Below are 19269 nucleotides of genomic sequence, written 5' to 3'. Positions count from 1 at the left end.
CGTAGTTCTTTGGTGGTGTAACGTTTTAAATATTTTCTCATTCTGAGCGAAGTGCAACGAAGCCGAAGAATCTCTTAGAATTGTTTACACGAAAATGAGCAGCCATTTACTAAATGGTAAACGTATCATTTTTGACGTGTACATGTCATTCTGAGCAGAGCACAGCGAAGTCGAAGAATTTCTTAGAATTGTTTACAGAAAATGAGCAGTAATTTACTAAATGTTAAACGTATCATTTTTGACGTGTTCATGTCATTCTGAACGCAGCGCAGCGGAGTTGAAGAATCTCTTAGAATTGCTTACAGGAAATGAGCAGTAATTTACTAAATGGTAAACGTATCATTTTTGACGTATTTGTGTCATTCTGAGCGCAGCGCAGCGGAGTTGAAGAATCTCTTGGAATTGTTTACAGGAAAATGAACAGCTATTAACTAAATGTTAAACGTATCATTTTTGACGTGTTTGTGTAATTCTGAGCGAAGAGTAACGAAGTCGAAGAATCTTTTGGAATTCCTTAAAAAATAAGTAGCCGCTTACTAAACTTATCATTTTGACGTGTTCATGTCATTCTGAGCGAAGTGCAACGAAGTTGAAGAATCTCTATTCTAATCCTCATCTGGAATTAGTTTTAACAACGAGCAAATACCAAACGTTTAAAAAAGTACCTGTAGTGACAGTATAGCCCTGACTGTAGCGGCATCCTCCCGACGCAGGAGGGAGATATAGCGAAAGGCAGGAACATAGTTAAAATATGCGCTTGCGTTGTGCTATAAACAAAAAAAGCCCCGCATAATGCAGGGCCAGTAGTTGTGTAGTGTTTAGTAGTCGCTTGTTTAAAAGCGTTTTTATTTTAAGCTAAAGCAAGGTCGGCATTTATGGCAGCTTCCTGTTCAGTAACTACATTAAGTAGTATAAACGAGCGGTCGCCGGTATTTTGTGCCTGTAGTGCTTTAAGATTATCAAGGGTAATGTTGCCTGTAATATAGCCTGAATCGTGGTTAGTATAAGCTTCTTCAATAGTATTAAAATGCTGTTTTAGTGCTTCAGCATTTTCTTTTTTATGACGCAGGAGTACTTTAAGCTCTACATCATTTGTAAGCTGCAGGTTCTCTTCGCGGTATATTTTTTTATACTCGTATTTATAATCATAGCTAAGTGCCGAGATATCTGATAATACAGCCGAAGCCGTTGGGAATGACCCTGCACCACGGCCTACAAAAAAGTGCGTGTCGGCAAAACTTGTCTTGGTAATAATACCGTTAAACACATCATCTACATGGTAAAGGCGATCTTCGGGCGTTACAAATTTTGGGATAACAAAGGCAGATAAACCTCCGTCTAATCCTTTAAATGCCTGGGCAACCAGTTTAATTTTAAAGCCTTTTTCTTTAGCATATTTAAGCTCGAGTTCGCCAATGTTGTTTATACCTATATTAAAGATATCTTCCGGCTGGGCAATGTATCCAAAAGAGTGTGCCAACAGGATAAGCAGTTTGTATTTTGCGTCAAAACCACCGGTGTCCAATATAGGGTTACTTTCGGCGAAGCCTTTTTCCTGGGCCTCTTTTAAAGCAGCCTCATAACTAAGGTTTTCAGAGAAAGTCTTGGTCAATATATAATTGGTAGAGCCATTTACGATACCTTCTATAGATTCTAAAAGGTCGTTATCATAGTACTCCTCCAGGTTACGGATGATAGGCATACTTGCACACGCCGCTGCTTCGTAAAGCAGGGGGGCATTATATTCTTTTTGCAGTTGCAGCAATTCTGTAAAGTGCTCTGCAACCATTTTTTTATTGGCAGAAACTACTGCCTTGCCCTTTTTTAATGCTGCCGAAACTATTTCGAATGCCGCATCAGCATCATCAATAAGTTCTACTACTACGTTAATGGAGTCATCGTTAAGGATGTCATTTTTATCGAAAGTAAAATTTTCGGCACCTATTTCGCGCGCCTTGTTTTTATCTTTAACACAAATGTTCTTTATACTGGCCTTAAGGGCCGGGGTTTTTTGCAGGACTTCATACAAGCCGTTGCCCACACACCCAAAACCGAAAAGGCCTATGTTTAATTGTTTTCTTGACATGAGGGGAGGTGTTAAACAGTTACAGCTTCTTTATTAGCATTAACAGCAGCAGCTATGGCTTGTTTTAAATCGTCGATAAGGTCGTCGGCATCCTCCAGTCCTACAGAAAGGCGAATAAGGCTGTCTGTAACACCTGCGCTGTAACGTTTCTCTACAGGGATAGATTTGTGGGTCATTTCGCTTGGTAAACAACACAGGCTTTTTACACCGCCAAGGCTTTCTGCAAGCTTGAACAGTTTAGTGCCGGATACAATTTGAGAAGCAAGTTCTTTATCGTCTATTACAAGGTCGAATGTTACTACACCGCCAAAGTATTTAAGCTGTTTTTTAGCAACATCATGGTTATGGTGCGTAGGTAAGCCCGGGTAATAAACGTTTTTGATAAGTTTTTCTGTAAGCAGGTATTCAGCTACTTTTTGAGCATTTTCTGCATGAGCTTTAATACGCAGGCTGATGGTTTCTATACCGCGGATAACCAACCAGCTATCAAATGGCCCAAGTATAGCGCCTGAAGCATTTTGTATGAATTTTATCTTGGCTCCAAGCTCCTCTGTAGCGGTAACTACAAGACCTGCAATAAGGTCGCTGTGGCCCGATATGTATTTTGTAGCACTGTGTACCACGATATCTGCACCAAGGTTAAGAGGTTTCTGGGCTATTGGCGAAGCAAATGTGTTATCTACACAAAGGAGGATATTGTTTGCTTTTGCAATAGCAGATATAGCTGCAATATCAGATATTTTAAGGGTAGGGTTTGTAGGCGATTCTATCCAGATAAGTTTTGTTTTATCTGTAACGGCATCGGCTACGTTTTGGGCATTTGTAGTGTCAACATATTTTATGCTGATGCCAAATTTCTCGTATACATGGGTAAATAACCTGAAGGCACCACCGTAAATATCATCTACTGCTATAACTTCGTCGCCGGATGATAATAGTTTTATAACAGCATCTATAGCTGCAAGGCCACTTGCAAAAGCATAGCCGTTTGTACCGTTTTCAAGTTGGGCAATACAATCTTCAAGAACTTTACGGGTAGGGTTATTGCTGCGTGCATAGTCGTAGCCTTTGTGTACGCCGGGAGCATCCTGAACGAAAGTTGATGTTTGGTAGATAGGCACCGAAATACTTCCGGTTAATGGATCGATTGGCAGGTTGTTAAGGATGTTTGTTTGCTCTTTCATTTTGTTTATCTTTTAGTTTTTTTATTAAACGTTACGTTCGTAAAAACTACTCGAAGCCAGGTATCGGGAAAGGCATAAACAAAAATGCCTTCCCGATAAGTCAGAAAGGCAAATAATATTTTGAGGTATTATAAACTATTTCTAAACTTATCTATCCATGCCAAAGCATGGTTGAATGTGGCACCTTATCCCGCTAATGCGGGGCAGGTTGCCAAGACGTCATAGGGTCAATTCCCTCAGTCTTTCTGGATAAGAATAATTTTTAAAAGAACTTGCAGCAAAGGTAAGCTACAATAAAATTAAATTCCAAATAAAATTTACATTTTTTTAAAATTAAATTTTAAATTACTGAATATGTGTAGATTATAGTTGTGCTTTTAATGCCGGAATCGTTGGTTTTTTGTAGCGTTCGTATAATTTTTGCAATAATGGCGATAGCAAAACTAACGCTATAATTACAGCTGCTGCCGTAGCAACAATTAAAAAAATGGTTTGAGAAGTTAACAACTGGCTTTGCGTAGCAAGTTGTTTTGCAATGTTTGCATTAGCAAGGTTACCTGCTTCCTGAATGGTGTAGCCTCTAGCGATGTAAGATTGTACAGCAGTGGCATTAGCATCGGTATAAACCGAATCGTAAGGGGTAAGGTGCGATAAAAACTGCTCTTTGTAATGTTGGTTATAAAACAATTGCATGGTATAATAGCCGGCGAAAGATTGCAGCGTCGCAAAAAAACGTACGTGCCCCGCAACCAAACTGCCTGAAATACCTGTATTGACCGGCACGGTAGAGAGTATAAATGTGGCTATAGGTACAAACAACATTCCTGATGCTGCGCCTTGTAAAAATATGGGAACCACCAGATCTGAAAAGGCAAGATCGGGAGATATAATAAAGTACATCCACAAGTTGAAGGTGAGCATAAAGCCAAAACCTGTAACCAAAAAAAAGTGGATGCTATGCTTTTTGCGCATCACCAGTTGCGATGATACATACATAGCCAGCGCCATACCCGATATGTTGAATACTGCCAGTTCTATATATTGGTAGTTAGACCATTGCGTAACGTTGCTTATATAACTGTATACAAGGTTTATGGTGTCTTTAAGGCCATAAAATAATCCCAGCAAAACCAGCCCGGTAATAAACTTAGGCGATTTAAAAATACTAAAGTGTACAATGGGCCTTTTGCTTTTTACCTGCCTGTATACAAAGAGGTAAAGCAGGAAAACGGCTGTCATGAACACGTATGTTATGTACTTGTTTTCAAACCAATATTGTTTTGGGCCATACACCATAAAATAGGCTACACAAAGCATTCCCGATGCCATTACTACATAAGCTTTCCAGTCTATTTGCGATAGAGGATATTGCCTGTGTTTGCGTTCTTTGCTAAAAATAAAGTAGACGATTACTATAGAAATTATTTGGAAAACGATTACTATGTAATAGATCATCCTCCAGTCCATATTATCAATAATCCATGCCGATGGAGCACCTACCGCCACGCTGCTGCCCAGTAACGTTCCGTAAAAAACAGAGTAACCTACAGCCTGCTTTTTTTCTTCGTGAAGCCTTGTGAATATTAGTGTAAGCATGGCTCCGGCAATAAGGCTAATCACGATTCCTTGTAAAAAACGAAGTACAATAAACACATTGATATCGCTGGTTTTCATACACAGCAGGTTCAGGATAATTCCTGCCAGTAACACAACTATCAGGTATTTACGGGTATTGAAATAATTTAAAAACCTGATTTGTATAGGTAAAAAGAACAGCAACGATATGTATGTTACCTGAATGGAAAAGGTAATATCTTCGGGTTGTGCACCAAAATAAGATACCACATAATTTTGCGTAAGCGAGAACAGCGAAAACTGTAATATAGAAAACATAAGGATTAGGAACAGGGCTGCTCGCATGCCCCAGGTCCAGTTATGTATCCATTCCCTGAAATAGATATTCTTATCCATAGCTTATTTTTTTACCGATACAATTACGTTCATACCTGCCCTTAAGGCGGAAAGGTCTTTTTCATTGATCCTGATCTTTACGGGAATACGCTGTGTGATCTTTACAAAGTTACCTGTAGAATTATCTGCAGGTAGTAGCGAGAATTTAGCCCCTGTAGATCCTGCAATGGCCTCAATAGTGCCGTGGTACACTTTATCTTCAAAACCATCAATATGTATTTCGGCTTCCTGGCCGGTTTGCATATCATGTATCTGGGTTTCTTTAAAGTTTGCCGTTACCCATTTTTGCCCTTCGTTTATAATAGGCACAAGGCTTTGCCCTGCCTGTATTTGCTGGCCTTCCTGTATGGTTTTCCTGCCCAGTACGCCGCTGTAAGGAGCAGTTATTATAGTATAAGCAAGGTTGATTTTAGCAAACTGCAACAGCGCTTCTTTTTGCTTCATTTCAGCCTTAAGCAGTCCGTGGCTTGCCTGCAATTCTTCTATTTTAGAGCCTGTTGTTTTAAGGTTGTTACGCGATGCATTATACTCGCTTTCGGCAACATCATATTTTGCCTTAACCTCTTCATACTGTTGCAAAGTTGCGGCTTCCTCTTTAAGCAGGTTCTTGTAACGTTTTAAATCCTGTTGTTTTTCTGTAAACTTAGCTTTGGCAGCAGCTATCATGTCTTTATTTACATAAGTGCCGGTTTGGGTGGTATTTATTTGCGCATCCAAAACTACAAGACGCGCTTTTGTATCTTCCAGGGCGGCTTCGGCTTCCATAACTTTAGTAAGGTACTCACGGTTGTCTATAATTACTAAAGTATCACCGGCCTTCACAGGAGTATGCTCTTCAAAATTTATCTTCTGGATATAACCACCCACACGAGCCGATATCGGGTTAATGTACGCTTCTATTTGTGCATCGTTAGTTTCTTCATAATTAGAAGAATGCAATAGGTAACGGCCAAAGAAAATAACCGTAATAGCAATAATAATAACAACAACGCTGTTGAATAAAATATTGAATTTTTTAGATCTTGTGTTCATCGTTATTAAATTTTTCCGGTGGTATAAAGTATTTGGTAATAGTAGTTTAAGAGCGAGGTTTGCGCCTCTATAAGTTTGTATTTGCTTTGCAGGTAAATATTATCAGCCTCAAGTAAGTCGGTTAAAAGCGCCAACTGGTTAAAATATTTGGTGCTCACAATTTTGTAGTTAACCTGCGACTGTTCAATGTTTTGTAGTGCCAATGCTATCTTGTCGCGCATATCTGCCATTTTAATTTGCAGCGACGTTATTTGCAGTTTTACCTCATCGCGTGCAGCACTTTCAATAACCTTAATTTCCTGAAGGCGTTGCTTTTCGGCGGCAACTTTGTGATTGTTTTGGTATAAGGATGATATGTTGTATTGTAGCTGCACACCCACAAAACCAATAGAGTAAGCATGAGGTATATAAGGATACACAAGGTAGTTAGGGAAATTAAAACCATAAGCGGCAATAAGCTCTACAGTAGGGTAATAATTACTTTTAGCCCCTTTAAGTTTAGCCAGCTGCAGCTCTGTACTTAATGATGCCTGTTGTAACGTAAATGCCCTACTTTCAGATGGTGTTTCCATAATTTCCATAGCAGGCAGTGTTTTAATAACGGTAGTGTCGCTAAGTACCACTTTAGTTTCTTCGGGCAGGTGCAGTAAAACATTAAGGCGGTTATGAAAAATATCAATGTCACTTTCGTTCTCTTTTTTTGCAAATTCCTGATTTGATAAATTTATCTCGGCCCTAAGCACATCGCTACGGGTTACTTTGCCGTTTGCATACAGCGAATTGATGTTTTTTAACCTTAATTTTTCGCGGTTTATTTGCTCTTTATACAGGCTGTCTAACTGAGACATGCGCAATATTTCTAAGTAATGTTGTACTACCTGTAGTGATATGCTACCTTGTTGCTGCAAGATGCTAACATCTGCCAGTTTGGTTTTAACCTCAAACTCTTTAATGGAGGCCTCATGCTTACCGCCCGAATACAGGTTAAACGAAGCTTCCATCTCTGTTTTTAACTGGTATGTGGCTGGGGGAGGAGGCCGGTTAACAGGGTCAGATAGTCCGCCACCCTCATAAAGTATGGCATTGCTAAGTTTTTTTGCTGTACCATTAAGTACAATATGGGGCAGGGCATGGCTTTTAACCTCTTTAAGCTCTGAACCCGAAACCTCGCGGTTTAACCGTGCCGATGTTACATGGTCATTATTGTTTCGTGCCATTAGCACTGCCTCCTGTATGCTTAATACATACGTGTCTTTAGGCTGGTCCTGTGCATGAGCAGATAATGTGTACAAAAAAAGACCCAATGTTAGGAGAACAATTGCGTATTTATTAAAAAAGTTATTCATTTTGTCCGGAATGAATGGTTTAAAAGTGAGTTTAATTTTCGTCGGTTTAAGAAATAGGAATCCTGTGCCTCATCTCAATGCTTCTCCAAAATAGAGAGTAAGTATGAAGTTGTTGTTATAATTGATTTTAAAAATAAGGGCAGTAAAGTGTAGCTGCTCCCCTCTACTTTGGAGAGGAGGTTAAGTTAAGGCTGATAGGCTAATGCATTTTAAATCCGTTAGGTTTACCGGTATTAAGTACAGGTGTAACTATTATATAGCAATTCTTTTTCAGCAGAAAAAAAGAAATAACAGCTATGATGCACAAAGTTTCCATATCACATTTTTAGTACAACAAAGTTCCGTCGTTTTTATGTTAAAATAAAGTCGGAAATGCGGTACTTTTCGTCGATATTTCTACAAGGCGGTTTTGCGGTATTGCAGCGGGGTAAGGGTTGTATGTGTCCTGAAAAACTTTCCAAAAACAGACTGGTCTGAAAAATTTAGCTGCTCGCTAACCTCAGATACTGACAGTTCCTTGTTCTGCAAAAGCACTTTTGATTCAAGAATAATAGCTTCGTCTATCCATTCTCCGGCAGTTTTACCGGTTTGCTTTTTTAAGAGGTCGCTTAAATGTTTTGGAGTTATGTTAAGTTTGCCGGCATAAAAGGCAACGCTGCGCTCCCTGCTGAATTCTTTATAAAGCAGCTGTTTAAAGTTTACCAGTAGTGGAGAAATAGTCTCGGCTGGCGAGGGCTTTACAATATCCTGTAATTTATGAAAAGCATTTATTTCATAAATAAGTAGGTTAATACAGCTGCGCAAAATCTCAGGCTCGTGTAAATGATGTGCGGCAAGTGCTTCACGTATCATTTTAAAGAGGCGATTTATTTTTTTTGACTGGGTTTTATTCAGTGCAAACGCATGCAGGTCTTCGTCTTCAAAAAAGTCGAATTCCATCAGGTAAAATACATTGGTGCGGTTAGCCAACAGATAATCATCGGTAAAAAAGATAATTTCCATTACGGGCTGAATATCTGTTTCTGTAATGGTTCGCACCACGGTAGGGCCAAGGGTTATAACAGCGGGAGCTTTTACAACTTGCGTAACTAAACCTGCCTGTAACAATATCTCGCCCTCTTTTAAAAAACTGATAGAGTAGGCTTCAGATCGTCGTGGTTCGGGGTAAAAAAGGCTGTGGCTGCCCAGTTCCAGAAAAAAATAATCCTTATTGCCTCCAGATACGTTAAATATCTTTTGCTGGTGCTGTATAGAGTAGGTGCTTATTTTTTTCATGGTGCAAAAATGCATTTTATAAATCAGTATAAAAATAACTGATTTTAAGTATACAATTGCGACAGCGTAATAATTACAATAGCGCCAACAGCTAAAACGAGCCCTGCATAGTTATATTTGGATACTTTTTCTTTAAAAATAACAATACCTGCAAGGCAGCCCAATATGATGACCCCAATGTTCATAGCGGCAAAAACAGTGCTTGGGTTTTCGGCAAATGCCTTATGTGCCTTAAGATAAAACAGTATATTACCAAAATTAAAAATGCCTACAAGCGTGCCAAAAGCAAAGTTTATAATTCGGGGTTTTATAGACTTAAAAAGTATCTGGTACAAAACATTAAGTACAGATACTCCTAAAGCACCGGAGAAAACAACAAATAAAGAGGTGGTGTAAGGCAGGGTGGTATAAAGGGCTATTTGTTTAAAGAGAACATCTATTACTCCAAAACCTATCAGCACTACGGCAGGGTAAATCCATTTATTGCTGTTAGTGTCAGACCTTTTAGACAAAATAAGGAATATGGCAGGAAAACCTATAACAAGCCCAATGATTTTTAATGTATTAAAATCTTCTTTAAAGATAAACCACGCGGCAAGAATAGGTATAAAAAGCGAAAGACGCTGGGCAGCATCTGTACGTACTATACCCATGTGTTTTATAGACATGGCAAGGAACATAAAAACAGATGGCATAAGTACCATAAGCGGTGCATATATGGCCCAGGGTGCAGCGGTGTTTACTGGGGTAAGGTCGGGTTGAAAGAACAGGTAGCACAGCATTAAAGCCAAAACGTAATTCCACATTACAATTTGCGAGGTGCAAACTTCGTAGCGTTTAGATACCTTAAAGATAATACCCACTGTAACGCTGCATATAATGCTAAAAACAAGATAAAACATAACTAAAAATTGTAACGCAAAATTAAACTTTTATATGTTACATTACGTAAATTATCCTGTTATGTATTATGGCTGCAAAGTTAAGGTATGTTATAATATTATAAACAATTAAGGCGTTTTACAATTTTATTAGCAGGCAATATTTGTATATTTGGGTTTACCAATACATAGCAGGCCATGAGCAGGATTAGGTTATAAATGTCGCTTAGCCTCTTAAAATTAGGTATACGTTACATTATGAAAAAGTTACTACTATTATTACTTTTTACAGTAAATATTGCCTACGCACAGGAAGATGCATGGGTGTATTTTAACGATAAGCCCGATACCGAATTTTATCTTGCAAACCCGCTCGAAATGCTGTCGCAAAAATCGCTTACGCGCAGGGCTAACCAAAACATTGCACTTGACGGGCAGGACGTACCCATTCACGCAGATTATATTACGGCTGTAACCAACGCTAATGGCATTACTGTTATGGCAAAATCTAAATGGCTTAATGCGCTGCACATCCGCGGTAGCGTAGATGATATAAATGCGCTTACAGCATTAGCATTTGTTGCCCGCATTGATTTTGCCGACAGAACCCTTAATGCACAAAGCAGGGGAAGGGTTGCCAAACCGCAAAGGCAGGCTAATGCACAGCGGGTACAACAAACAGAGACTACTTTTAACTACGGTACATCGGCCAGCCAGGTGCAAATGCTTAATACGCACTTGCTGCATGAACAAAATTATACAGGGACAGGCATTACGGTAGCAGTTTTAGATAATGGCTTTCCCGGAGTAAACACCACCCAGTCCTTTGCGCGCCTTAATGATAATGGCCTTATAATAGGTGGCTATAATTTTGTGCAGCGTACTAATGATGTGTACCAGGGAGGATCGCACGGTACGATAGTGCTCAGCGATATGGCAGGCTACACCGAAGGCCAGCTTGTGGGTACTGCACCTGATGCTTTTTACTACCTTTTTGTTACCGAAGATGTAGCTGCCGAAAATCCTGTGGAAGAGTCGTACTGGGTAGAAGCCGCCGAAATGGCTGACAGCCTTGGGGTAGATGTTATAAACACCTCTTTAGGATATTACACCTATGATAATGTGCGCTACAGCCATACTTATGCAGATGCCGATGGCAATACAGCCTTTATAACGCGGGGTGCTAACGTGGCTTTTTCGAGGGGGATGTTTTTAGTTAATGCCGCAGGAAATTCAGGTGCCAGCGAGGTAAACCCTAACATAAGCGTTCCTGCCGATGCTTATAATACACTTACTGTAGGTGCAGTAGATGCCTCCCGGCAGTATGCTTACTTTAGCTCTTTGGGGCCAACATATGACGGACGCATTAAGCCCGATGTTATGGCGCAGGGTCTTGCGGCTGTAGTGGCAAATTTTGAAGGCACCATTACTACCGCAAACGGTACCTCGTGTGCCAGCCCCATTATGGCAGGCGCAGTAGCGTGCCTGTGGCAGGCACTCCCTAATAAAACAAATGCCGAGCTTTTACAGATCATCAGGGGATCGGCCGACAGGTACAATAACCCTGATGTCCAATATGGTTACGGTATTCCCGATTTTAATTTGGCTTTGCAAGGCAGCCTTGGGTTAAATGACAGTGTAAAAACAGATTATATGCTTTATCCTAATCCCTTTAGGAACGAGATAAACATTACTTTTCCAGGCAATATAAAAACCGCAAGTTTAACCATCTTTAATAGCCTTGGGCAAAGGGTTTGGGAGCAGAGCATCGCGGCCAATAACCCAGTATTTGTTGATGCTTTATCAACAGGGATTTACAGCTACCGCATAGAATCTGGTGCTGATTTACAAACGGGCAGGCTGGTAAAAGAATAGCATGAAGAAAATCATACTTTTTATAATAGCGGCATTATTTGTTTCCTGTAAGAAGGATAGAGTAATTATGCCCGTGCAAGATAAAGCACTAACTCCTAAAGAAATGATATTGGGTACTTGGGGTACGAAATATGATAAAACTGGTTTTCAATTTTTTACAAATGGGGCATGTGATTTTAAATTAGGATTTTATGACTATGAACGTTATAAAAATGACTACAAACAAAAGGAAAAGGTCTTCTATAGTTTAGGAACTCTTACAAAATACTCAATCACAAAGGATAGCCTGAAAATTTATAATTTGTCGGATAAAAAATGGGATAGTTACAAAGTGAAAAAGTTAAGTAATGATACTCTCGTTATTAATAAAAATTCTTCCTGGGTTACATTTACAAAGAAATATTATGATATAAAAAATGTACCTGATTTTGATGCTGTTGTAGTTTCTTCGTCAGGATGTTTTGGTTCATGCCCAATAGTTTCCATGATGATCTCTAAAGATGGATGTGTAAGTTATATTGGCAGTTACCATACATCGGCTAAAGGAAACTACACATCAAAAATATCAATGAAGGATTTTAACAAAATCGCTCTTCGATTTAAACAAGCTGATTATATGAAGCTTGATAATGCTTATGGGGCGGGCACAACCGATGGCGGGACGGTATCTGTTCTTCTCATTAAAAACGGAAAAATTATAAAATCTATTGAAGATGATGGTTTTAATATCCCCAGCGAATTTATATGGGCCTACTCGCCATTAATTACAATGTATCAAAATCTAAATCTCGTACCTGAAAAGATTCCTGATTTTACAAATCCTGAATTTGTAATGGCTCACTTTAATGTTGAGGGAGGCGGCTTAGAGTTAACAGGTGCTGAGGTATATTATCTTATGTATTTACTAAGTAAAGGAAAAGAAGTTCAACATACAATTCAGGAAAAATATTATTTGCGTCTTAGTAACAATTTGATAGATTACGTAAAAACTGATGGACGATACTATAAAATTTATTTTAGAGATTCAACATTTAAAGTAATTGACATTGGATCTGATTTTTTAAAACAAAACAAATTTTCTAAATCCTTAACAAATTAAATATGTTGTTAATTTACAAACAGAAATATTGGTAAAAGAATAGCATGAAGAAAATCATACTTTTTATTATAGCGGTACTATTCGTTTCCTGCAAAAAGGATAGAGTAATAGTACCTGCGCATGATCAAGTTTCATATTCAAAAGAAATGTTACTGGGGAATTGGGCTATTTATGATACTGTAAAAAGGCATTTACGGTTTGATAAACGTGGATTTGAATTTTTCGATAATGATACATGTGAATTCAAATTAGGCTTCACCGATGAGAAACGTTATGAGAATGATACTGTTACCGATAGAGACAATAAGGTACATTATAGTTTAGGAAATTTAACCAAGTACATTTTAAATAAAGAAATTCTTAAAATATACAATCTGTCGTACAAAAGATGGGATACATATAAAATTAGAAAATTAAGTAATGACACTTTAGTAATCGGCTGGAATAAATCATGGACTACTTTTGTTAAGAAACGTTATGACGTAAAAAAAGTGCCTGATTTTGATTCGGTTATAGTGTCATCATCAATATGTTTTGGTGCTTGCCCAATGGTTTCCATAATGATCTCTAAAGATGGTTATGTAAGTTATAATGGCAGTTACCACACATCGGCTAAAGGCGATTATACCTCAAAAATATCAAAAAAAGAATTTAATGAAATAGCCTTACGTTTTAAGCGTGCTAATTATTTTATGCTTAAAGAATCTTATAACACGGCTGTTACCGATAGCCGCACTGTATCTGTGCTTTTTATAAAAGATGGTAAAATAGTAAAATCTGTAGAGGATTATGCATCGAGTAGTCCCGACGAATTCACCTGGGCTTATAATCCGGTAATTTTGTTATATCAAAGTTTAAATCTTGTTAAGGAACATCTTCCTGATTATACAAAACCAGAGTTCATGATGTCTCATTTTAAATCGAAAACTAATTATTTAGACTTGACAGATGCAGAAACGTATTACCTTGTAAATTTGGTTAAAAAAGGCAAAGAAGGTAATTTTTCATTTAGCGAAAGTTATGATTGGAAATATAAAAACGACGCAGTAAATCGTGTAAGTAGCGATGGACGGTATTATAAATTTCAGCTAAAAGACAAAACTACCAGGACTTTTGATATTGGCTATAACTTTATAACCGATAACAAGTTTGTTAACAAAATTGAAAACATAAAATGAACAAAATAACCCAACTTTTTAATATTCAGTATCCTATTATTGGTGCGGGCATGATATGGGCCAGCGGCTATAAACTGGCAGCGGCTGTGAGCAATGCCGGTGGGCTTGGGCTTATTGGCGCAGGCTCTATGTACCCCGATGTGTTGCGCGAGCATATACAAAAATGTAAAAATGCGACCAATAAACCTTTTGGCGTTAACGTGCCCATGCTGTATCCCAACATAGAGGAGATCATGAATATTATAGTGGAGGAGGGTGTAAAAGTGGTGTTTACATCGGCCGGAAATCCTAAAACGTGGACAGCCTTTTTAAAGGAAAGGGGTATTACTGTGGTGCATGTGGTAAGCAGTGTTAAGTTTGCCCTTAAGGCACAGGAGGCGGGTGTAGATGCCGTAGTTGCCGAAGGCTTCGAAGCCGGTGGGCATAACGGCCGCGAAGAAACCACCACCTTTACCCTGATACCTATGGTGCGCGAAAAACTTACCGTTCCGCTTGTTGCAGCAGGTGGCATTGCCACCGGCAGGGGAATGCTTGCCGCAATGGTTCTGGGTGCCGATGGTGTGCAGGTAGGCAGCCGCTTTGCTGCATCTACAGAGTCATCATCGCACGAAAAATTTAAGCAGGCTATAGTAAATGCACAGGATGGTGACACGCACGTTACACTTAAAGAACTGGCTCCCGTAAGGCTTATAAAAAATAAATTCTTTCATGATGTAAATGCGTTATACACCACAGCACCCACTAAGGAAGCCCTTATGGCACTCCTGGGCCGTGCCCGTGCAAAGAAAGGCATGTTTGAGGGCGACCTTGAAGAAGGCGAACTCGAAATAGGCCAGATATCCGGATTAATAAATGAAATTAAACCTGTTGCAGGGATTGTAAAAGATATGATTACGGAATTTGAAGAGGCAAAGAAAGAAATGATAACTTTTTGATTTTCAATTACATGTTTTTACACGATTATGATTTCCGCCAATTTTAAAAGCAGTAAATGCAGCAAGTACTATTAATGATAACTGAAACAACACAGGGTAAACTGGGCTGCAGATAAAAAAACTTTCCTTAACCTCTATCTTTTCTATTGCACTTAATGGCGGATATATTACCCAACCCTCCTGCGGGGCAAGCGCCTTATTAAGGTAAATTATATAGGTTGTAACTAATATAAAAAGTGTAGTGTAAAATAACAATATTGCAGCGGTAACAATACTCCCAAAATGGTTAAATAAATTTCTCAATAGAAAGATAATGAATCCTAATATAGTAGTGATTGCTGCAATGAAGCAATAAGGATTTACAGACAGGGATACTCCATCTGAAAGATTGATATAAGGATTAAGGTCAAAAATAGTTTTAAACCAGACAATGCATATTATTACGGCAAAAACTATAGGCACGCAAAACCATAATCCTTCGTTAAGATATTTATTCATTAAGACTGATTGAGAAATACCTTTCAAATATAAAAAAAGCGCCTTACTCTAAGGCGCTTGTATAACATTTCTATGTAATTAAAATTTATTCTCCACCTCTGCGGCCTGTAGCATAAGGTAATGCAGGTCGGTATTTTTTACAAAAGGTTTCAGCAATTCGCTGCCGGGTCCAAACATGGCGAGGTTTACATAATCGGCACTGTGGTCCATACTTATCCACCCTACAGAGTTTCCTTTTTGCTGAATTTCTGCAAAAGCCTTAAACGGTACCTTCTTGTAATTATACAATCCCCCATCTTCTTTATGCAGGCCATCATAATAGCTTAATACGGTCTTGGCATCCTCTTCGGATATTGATTTACCATTCATGGCATCAACAAGCTCGCGTACCTGTGCTACAGTAAAGTTTGGCTTTATCTCGTTTAACAGCCACTCATTAGTATGGGTATATTTTTGTATACTGTCAAAATTTGCATTGGCATCTTTGCCATAAATAACACCGGGATTGGCATTGCCATGATCTGTAGTTATAATTACAAGGGTTTCTTTATCTTTTTCAGCGAAATCTATTGCTACTTTCACTGCTTCATCAAACGCCACCTGGTCATACAACAGTGCGCCAACATCGTTAGCATGTGCACCCCAGTCTACCTTACCACCTTCTATTTGCAGTACAAAACCATTTTTATGGCCTTTCATACGGTCAATGGCTTTTTGTGCCATTTCGGCAAGGGTAGGGGTTTCTGCAGTTAATGTTTTATCATTGGCACGGTCAAGGCTGTACGGCAGGGCATCTTCGCCAAAAACCCCAAGAATCTGTTTATCATTGGCAGCAGCCAGCATTTCTTTACGGTTGCGTACCACCTGCCAGCCTTTAGCTTTATAGGCGGCATACATATCTTTTTTATCTTCGCGGTGGCCGGCGCTAAAGTACTTATCGCCACCACCCATCATAATATCAAAACCAAGGTTAAGGTAATCTGCTGCAATATCTTCCTGGGCATTGCGGCTGTCGTTGTTAACGCAAAAACCTGCCGGGGTAGCGTGCGTAATAGGCACTGTAGTAACGCAACCCGCCATCTTGCCTGCCTTTTTAAATTTTTGCCATATAGGCATATACTTCTCGCCGTTAGGCCCCACGTTAAGCACACCGTTTTTAACCCTTACACCGCCACCCCATGATGAGCTGCCGGCAGAAGAATCGGTTACTATAGAGCTTGCCGAAGCAGTATCCATAAGTGCAATGTTTACGCGCTGGTCTTTGTACAGCTGCAGCCAGTTGCTGCCTTTGCCAGTCTTGCGGTTAAGGTATAAGTCGGCCATGTTAAGCGTGCCGGTACTCATACCGTCGCTTACCATAAAAATAATGTTTTTGGCCTTTTTGTTTTTATCTAAAGTATCAAGGTTTAATACGTTTGCAGTACTGCTAAAGGGGCTTAAAAGTGTAGTGCCCAATGTGAAAAGCGAACCGTTGCGGAAGAATTTTCTCCTATTCATTGTAAAAATTTTTCCAAAGGTAAAAACTATAATAATAAAGTTGCCTGCTGTACTATTATTTCAAAGTTAATTTAACACAGAGTGCTTATCTTAGCTACAGATATCTAAATTACATGAAACGAATACTTTTAACTGCCGCTGTATTATTATGTGCAAATTTACTTACTGCCCAAAGCTTAGAAACAAGCGATTACGGGACTAAAGGGTATGTAACAGAAGAGGGAGAGATACAGGATAGCGGGTATACTACCGTACTTACTATAGATGGTGACGGAAAAATTGTGGACAGGCTGCATACTATCGTAGGTTACTTTAAAGACGGAAAAGTACAGGATAATTATCACCAGACTCTTGGGTACATAAATGAAGATGGCAGGGTACAGGGCAGTAACTACATGACTATAGGTTATATAAAAGATAACGGTACTGTGCAGGATGCAGCCAGCCAGACCATAGGGTATGCTAAGGGTGTAAAGAAAGAATGGGCTGCCATTGCTTTTTTCTTTTTTAAATTATAGAGATGATGCGCTACAGGTTGTAACTTTGCAGCATGAGGGAAAAAATTCCACCAATTGCAAAAAAAGCAGGTTTTAAAGAGCGCATAAGTGCACTTTCTAACCTGCCCGCATTTTTTAAACTGGTATGGCAAAGCAGTCCGCAAAAAACATTTTTCAGTTTTTTATTCAGGATAGTACGCAGTGCCATGCCCGTAGCCTTGCTGTATGTGGGCAAACTTATTATAGACCAGGTGGTGCACTTAAGCGGCCAGGGAGAGGGAACCGACCATACGTACCTGTACCAGCTTATAGCCTTAGAATTTGCTCTTGCTATAACTACCGATGCCCTAAGCCGCATAACCAGCCTTCTGGACAGTTTGCTTGGCGATTCGTTCTCTAACTATACATCGGTTAAGATAATGAAGCATGCCGCCACGCTCGACCTGGAACAATCGGAAGATGCTGAGTTTTACGATAAGCTGGAGCGTGCACGGCAGCAAACACTGGGGCGTACCATGCTGCTCTCTCAGGCTATGGCGCAAATACAGGACATTATATCTATGGCATTTTTAGTAACAGGCCTGCTTGCCTTTAACCCGTGGCTTATAGTGTTATTAGTAGTAACTATTTTGCCATCGTTTATTGGCGAAAGCTACTTTAATAACCAAAATTATTCCCTTACCCGCAGCCAAACTCCCGAACGCCGCGAACTTGATTACCTGCGTTTTCTTGGTGCCAGCGACGAAACAGCTAAAGAGGTTAAGATATTTAACCTGGGCGATTTTATAATCAGCCGTTTTAAACGGTTGAGTGACCAGTTTTATAAAGACAACAGCCAGCTTGCCATACGCCGCTCTTTATGGGGAACGTTCTTTTCTATGCTGGGCAGCACGGGCTACTATGCGGCTTATGTGTTTATAATTATAAAAACTGTTAACGGCACACTTACCGTAGGCGACCTTACTTTTCTGGCAGGCTCATTTAGACAGTTGCGTACCCTTACCGAGGGAATATTGCTGAGGTTTACCACCATATCGCAGGGTGCAATTTACCTGACCGATTTTATGGAATTTTTTGATATTATGCCCGTTATGCAGGTATCAAAAAATCCTATTCCTTTTCCCAGGCCTATAAAAGAGGGCTTCACTTTTGAGAATGTTGGTTTTAAATACCGCCACTCTGATAACTGGGCAAACAGGCACCTAAATTTTACATTGCATCCGGGCGAAACACTGGCATTAGTGGGCGAGAACGGTGCAGGTAAAACGACACTGGTAAAACTCCTTGCGCGGCTTTATGAACCTACCGAAGGCCGTATTTTACTGGATGGCACCGATCTTAAAGATTACGACCCTGATGATTTGCGCCTTAACCTGGGTGTTATTTTTCAGGATTATTTGCGTTACCAAATGACACTTTCTAACAACATTGCTGTGGGTAACATAACCCAACAGGATAACGTCGAGCTTATTAAAGCAGCGGCAAAAGCCAGTACTGCCGATGCCCTTGCCGATAAATTACCACTACATTATGAACAGACTTTAGGCAAGCGCTTTAATAACGGCGTAGAACTATCCGGTGGCGAATGGCAAAAGGTGGCTCTTTCGCGTATTTACATGAAAGAAGCGCAGGTACTTATTCTTGATGAGCCTACCGCTGCGCTGGATGCCCGTGCCGAATATGAGGTTTTTCAGCGGTTCTCTAACCTTACCAAAGGTAAAAGTGCCGTTCTTATTTCGCACCGTTTTTCTACAGCAAGGCTTGCCGACAGGATTTTGGTTTTAGATAAAGGGCAACTGCTTGAAATAGGTACCCATGAAGAGCTCCTGGCACAAAACGGCCGCTATGCAGAGTTGTTTAATTTGCAGGCTAAAGGGTATCAGTAAAATTAGTAATGTAAAATAGATAATATTAA

15 protein-coding genes and 1 riboswitch are annotated in these 19269 nt (G+C 39.6%); of the genes, 6 read left to right on the top strand and 9 right to left on the bottom strand.

All coding sequences use genetic code 11. The features are described from left to right. Positions 1-850: 850 nt before the first annotated feature. From F565_RS21180 to F565_RS0104105, 7 genes are all read right to left on the bottom strand, one after another. Positions 851-2086 carry a homoserine dehydrogenase gene (locus F565_RS21180; RefSeq protein ID WP_020211940.1) on the bottom strand — a complete coding sequence of 412 codons (1236 nt, stop codon included), beginning with the start codon at positions 2084-2086 and terminating at the stop codon, positions 851-853. Positions 2087-2097: 11 nt separating this feature from the next. Continuing rightward, complete coding sequence (locus tag F565_RS21175; protein ID WP_020211939.1) at positions 2098-3270, bottom strand: trans-sulfuration enzyme family protein; 1173 nt, start codon at positions 3268-3270, stop codon at positions 2098-2100. Positions 3271-3414: 144 nt separating this feature from the next. Continuing rightward, positions 3415-3526, bottom strand: a riboswitch (SAM riboswitch). A 107-nt stretch (positions 3527-3633) separates the two neighbouring features. Further along, positions 3634-5241: an MFS transporter gene (locus tag F565_RS21170; RefSeq protein WP_020211938.1), complete on the bottom strand. Its 1608-nt coding sequence runs from the start codon at positions 5239-5241 to the stop codon at positions 3634-3636. Between the two features lie 3 nt (positions 5242-5244). After that, positions 5245-6273, bottom strand: coding sequence for an HlyD family secretion protein (locus F565_RS0104125; protein ID WP_020211937.1), 1029 nt, complete (start codon positions 6271-6273; stop codon positions 5245-5247). 5 nt (positions 6274-6278) lie between these two features. Next, positions 6279-7565 (bottom strand): TolC family protein, encoded by a 1287-nt coding sequence (locus F565_RS21165; protein WP_169336015.1) that lies wholly within the window; start codon positions 7563-7565, stop codon positions 6279-6281. A gap of 450 nt (positions 7566-8015) precedes the next feature. Continuing rightward, a complete protein-coding gene (locus tag F565_RS0104110) occupies positions 8016-8894 on the bottom strand; it encodes a helix-turn-helix domain-containing protein (RefSeq protein WP_020211934.1) in 879 nt (292 codons plus the stop codon). A 44-nt stretch (positions 8895-8938) separates the two neighbouring features. Further along, complete coding sequence (locus F565_RS0104105) at positions 8939-9796, bottom strand: EamA family transporter (protein ID WP_020211933.1); 858 nt, start codon at positions 9794-9796, stop codon at positions 8939-8941. 237 nt (positions 9797-10033) lie between these two features. Here F565_RS0104105 and F565_RS0104100 point away from each other — a divergent pair, with 237 nt between their 5' ends. The 4 genes from F565_RS0104100 to F565_RS0104085 all read left to right on the top strand — a co-directional run bounded on the left by F565_RS0104100 (position 10034) and on the right by F565_RS0104085 (position 14862). After that, a complete protein-coding gene (locus F565_RS0104100) occupies positions 10034-11650 on the top strand; it encodes a S8 family serine peptidase (RefSeq protein ID WP_020211932.1) in 1617 nt (538 codons plus the stop codon). A 1-nt stretch (position 11651) separates the two neighbouring features. Next, on the top strand, positions 11652-12749 hold the full coding sequence (locus F565_RS0104095) for a DUF6438 domain-containing protein (RefSeq protein WP_020211931.1): 1098 nt from the start codon (positions 11652-11654) through the stop codon (positions 12747-12749). 146 nt (positions 12750-12895) lie between these two features. Further along, positions 12896-13927: a DUF6438 domain-containing protein gene (locus F565_RS0104090; RefSeq protein ID WP_231559625.1), complete on the top strand. Its 1032-nt coding sequence runs from the start codon at positions 12896-12898 to the stop codon at positions 13925-13927. After that, positions 13924-14862, top strand: coding sequence for an NAD(P)H-dependent flavin oxidoreductase (locus F565_RS0104085; RefSeq protein WP_020211929.1), 939 nt, complete (start codon positions 13924-13926; stop codon positions 14860-14862). Before F565_RS0104090 ends, F565_RS0104085 begins: the two co-directional genes overlap by 4 nt. A 3-nt stretch (positions 14863-14865) precedes the next feature. Here the strand turns inward: F565_RS0104085 and F565_RS0104080 are convergent, their stop codons facing one another. Both F565_RS0104080 and F565_RS0104075 read right to left on the bottom strand, forming a co-directional pair. Then, positions 14866-15360 (bottom strand): hypothetical protein, encoded by a 495-nt coding sequence (locus F565_RS0104080; RefSeq protein ID WP_020211928.1) that lies wholly within the window; start codon positions 15358-15360, stop codon positions 14866-14868. Between the two features lie 78 nt (positions 15361-15438). After that, positions 15439-16857, bottom strand: a complete 1419-nt coding sequence (locus tag F565_RS0104075) for an alkaline phosphatase (protein ID WP_020211927.1) — start codon at positions 16855-16857, stop codon at positions 15439-15441. A 113-nt stretch (positions 16858-16970) separates the two neighbouring features. Between F565_RS0104075 and F565_RS0104070 the strand changes: the two genes are divergently transcribed. Then, on the top strand, positions 16971-17375 hold the full coding sequence (locus F565_RS0104070; protein WP_020211926.1) for a 5-fold beta-flower protein: 405 nt from the start codon (positions 16971-16973) through the stop codon (positions 17373-17375). Between the two features lie 32 nt (positions 17376-17407). Continuing rightward, the gene (locus F565_RS0104065) at positions 17408-19240 is read left to right on the top strand and encodes an ABC transporter ATP-binding protein (RefSeq protein ID WP_020211925.1); all 1833 of its coding nucleotides are present in this window, start codon (positions 17408-17410) and stop codon (positions 19238-19240) included. Positions 19241-19269 lie beyond the last annotated feature (29 nt).

This window comes from Flavobacterium rivuli WB 3.3-2 = DSM 21788, assembly GCF_000378485.1.
In the GTDB taxonomy this organism is placed as follows: Bacteria; Bacteroidota; Bacteroidia; order Flavobacteriales; family Flavobacteriaceae; genus Flavobacterium; species Flavobacterium rivuli.
The sequence above is the reverse complement of the archived record's forward strand: the minus strand, read 5'-3'. Positions and strand labels throughout refer to the sequence as shown.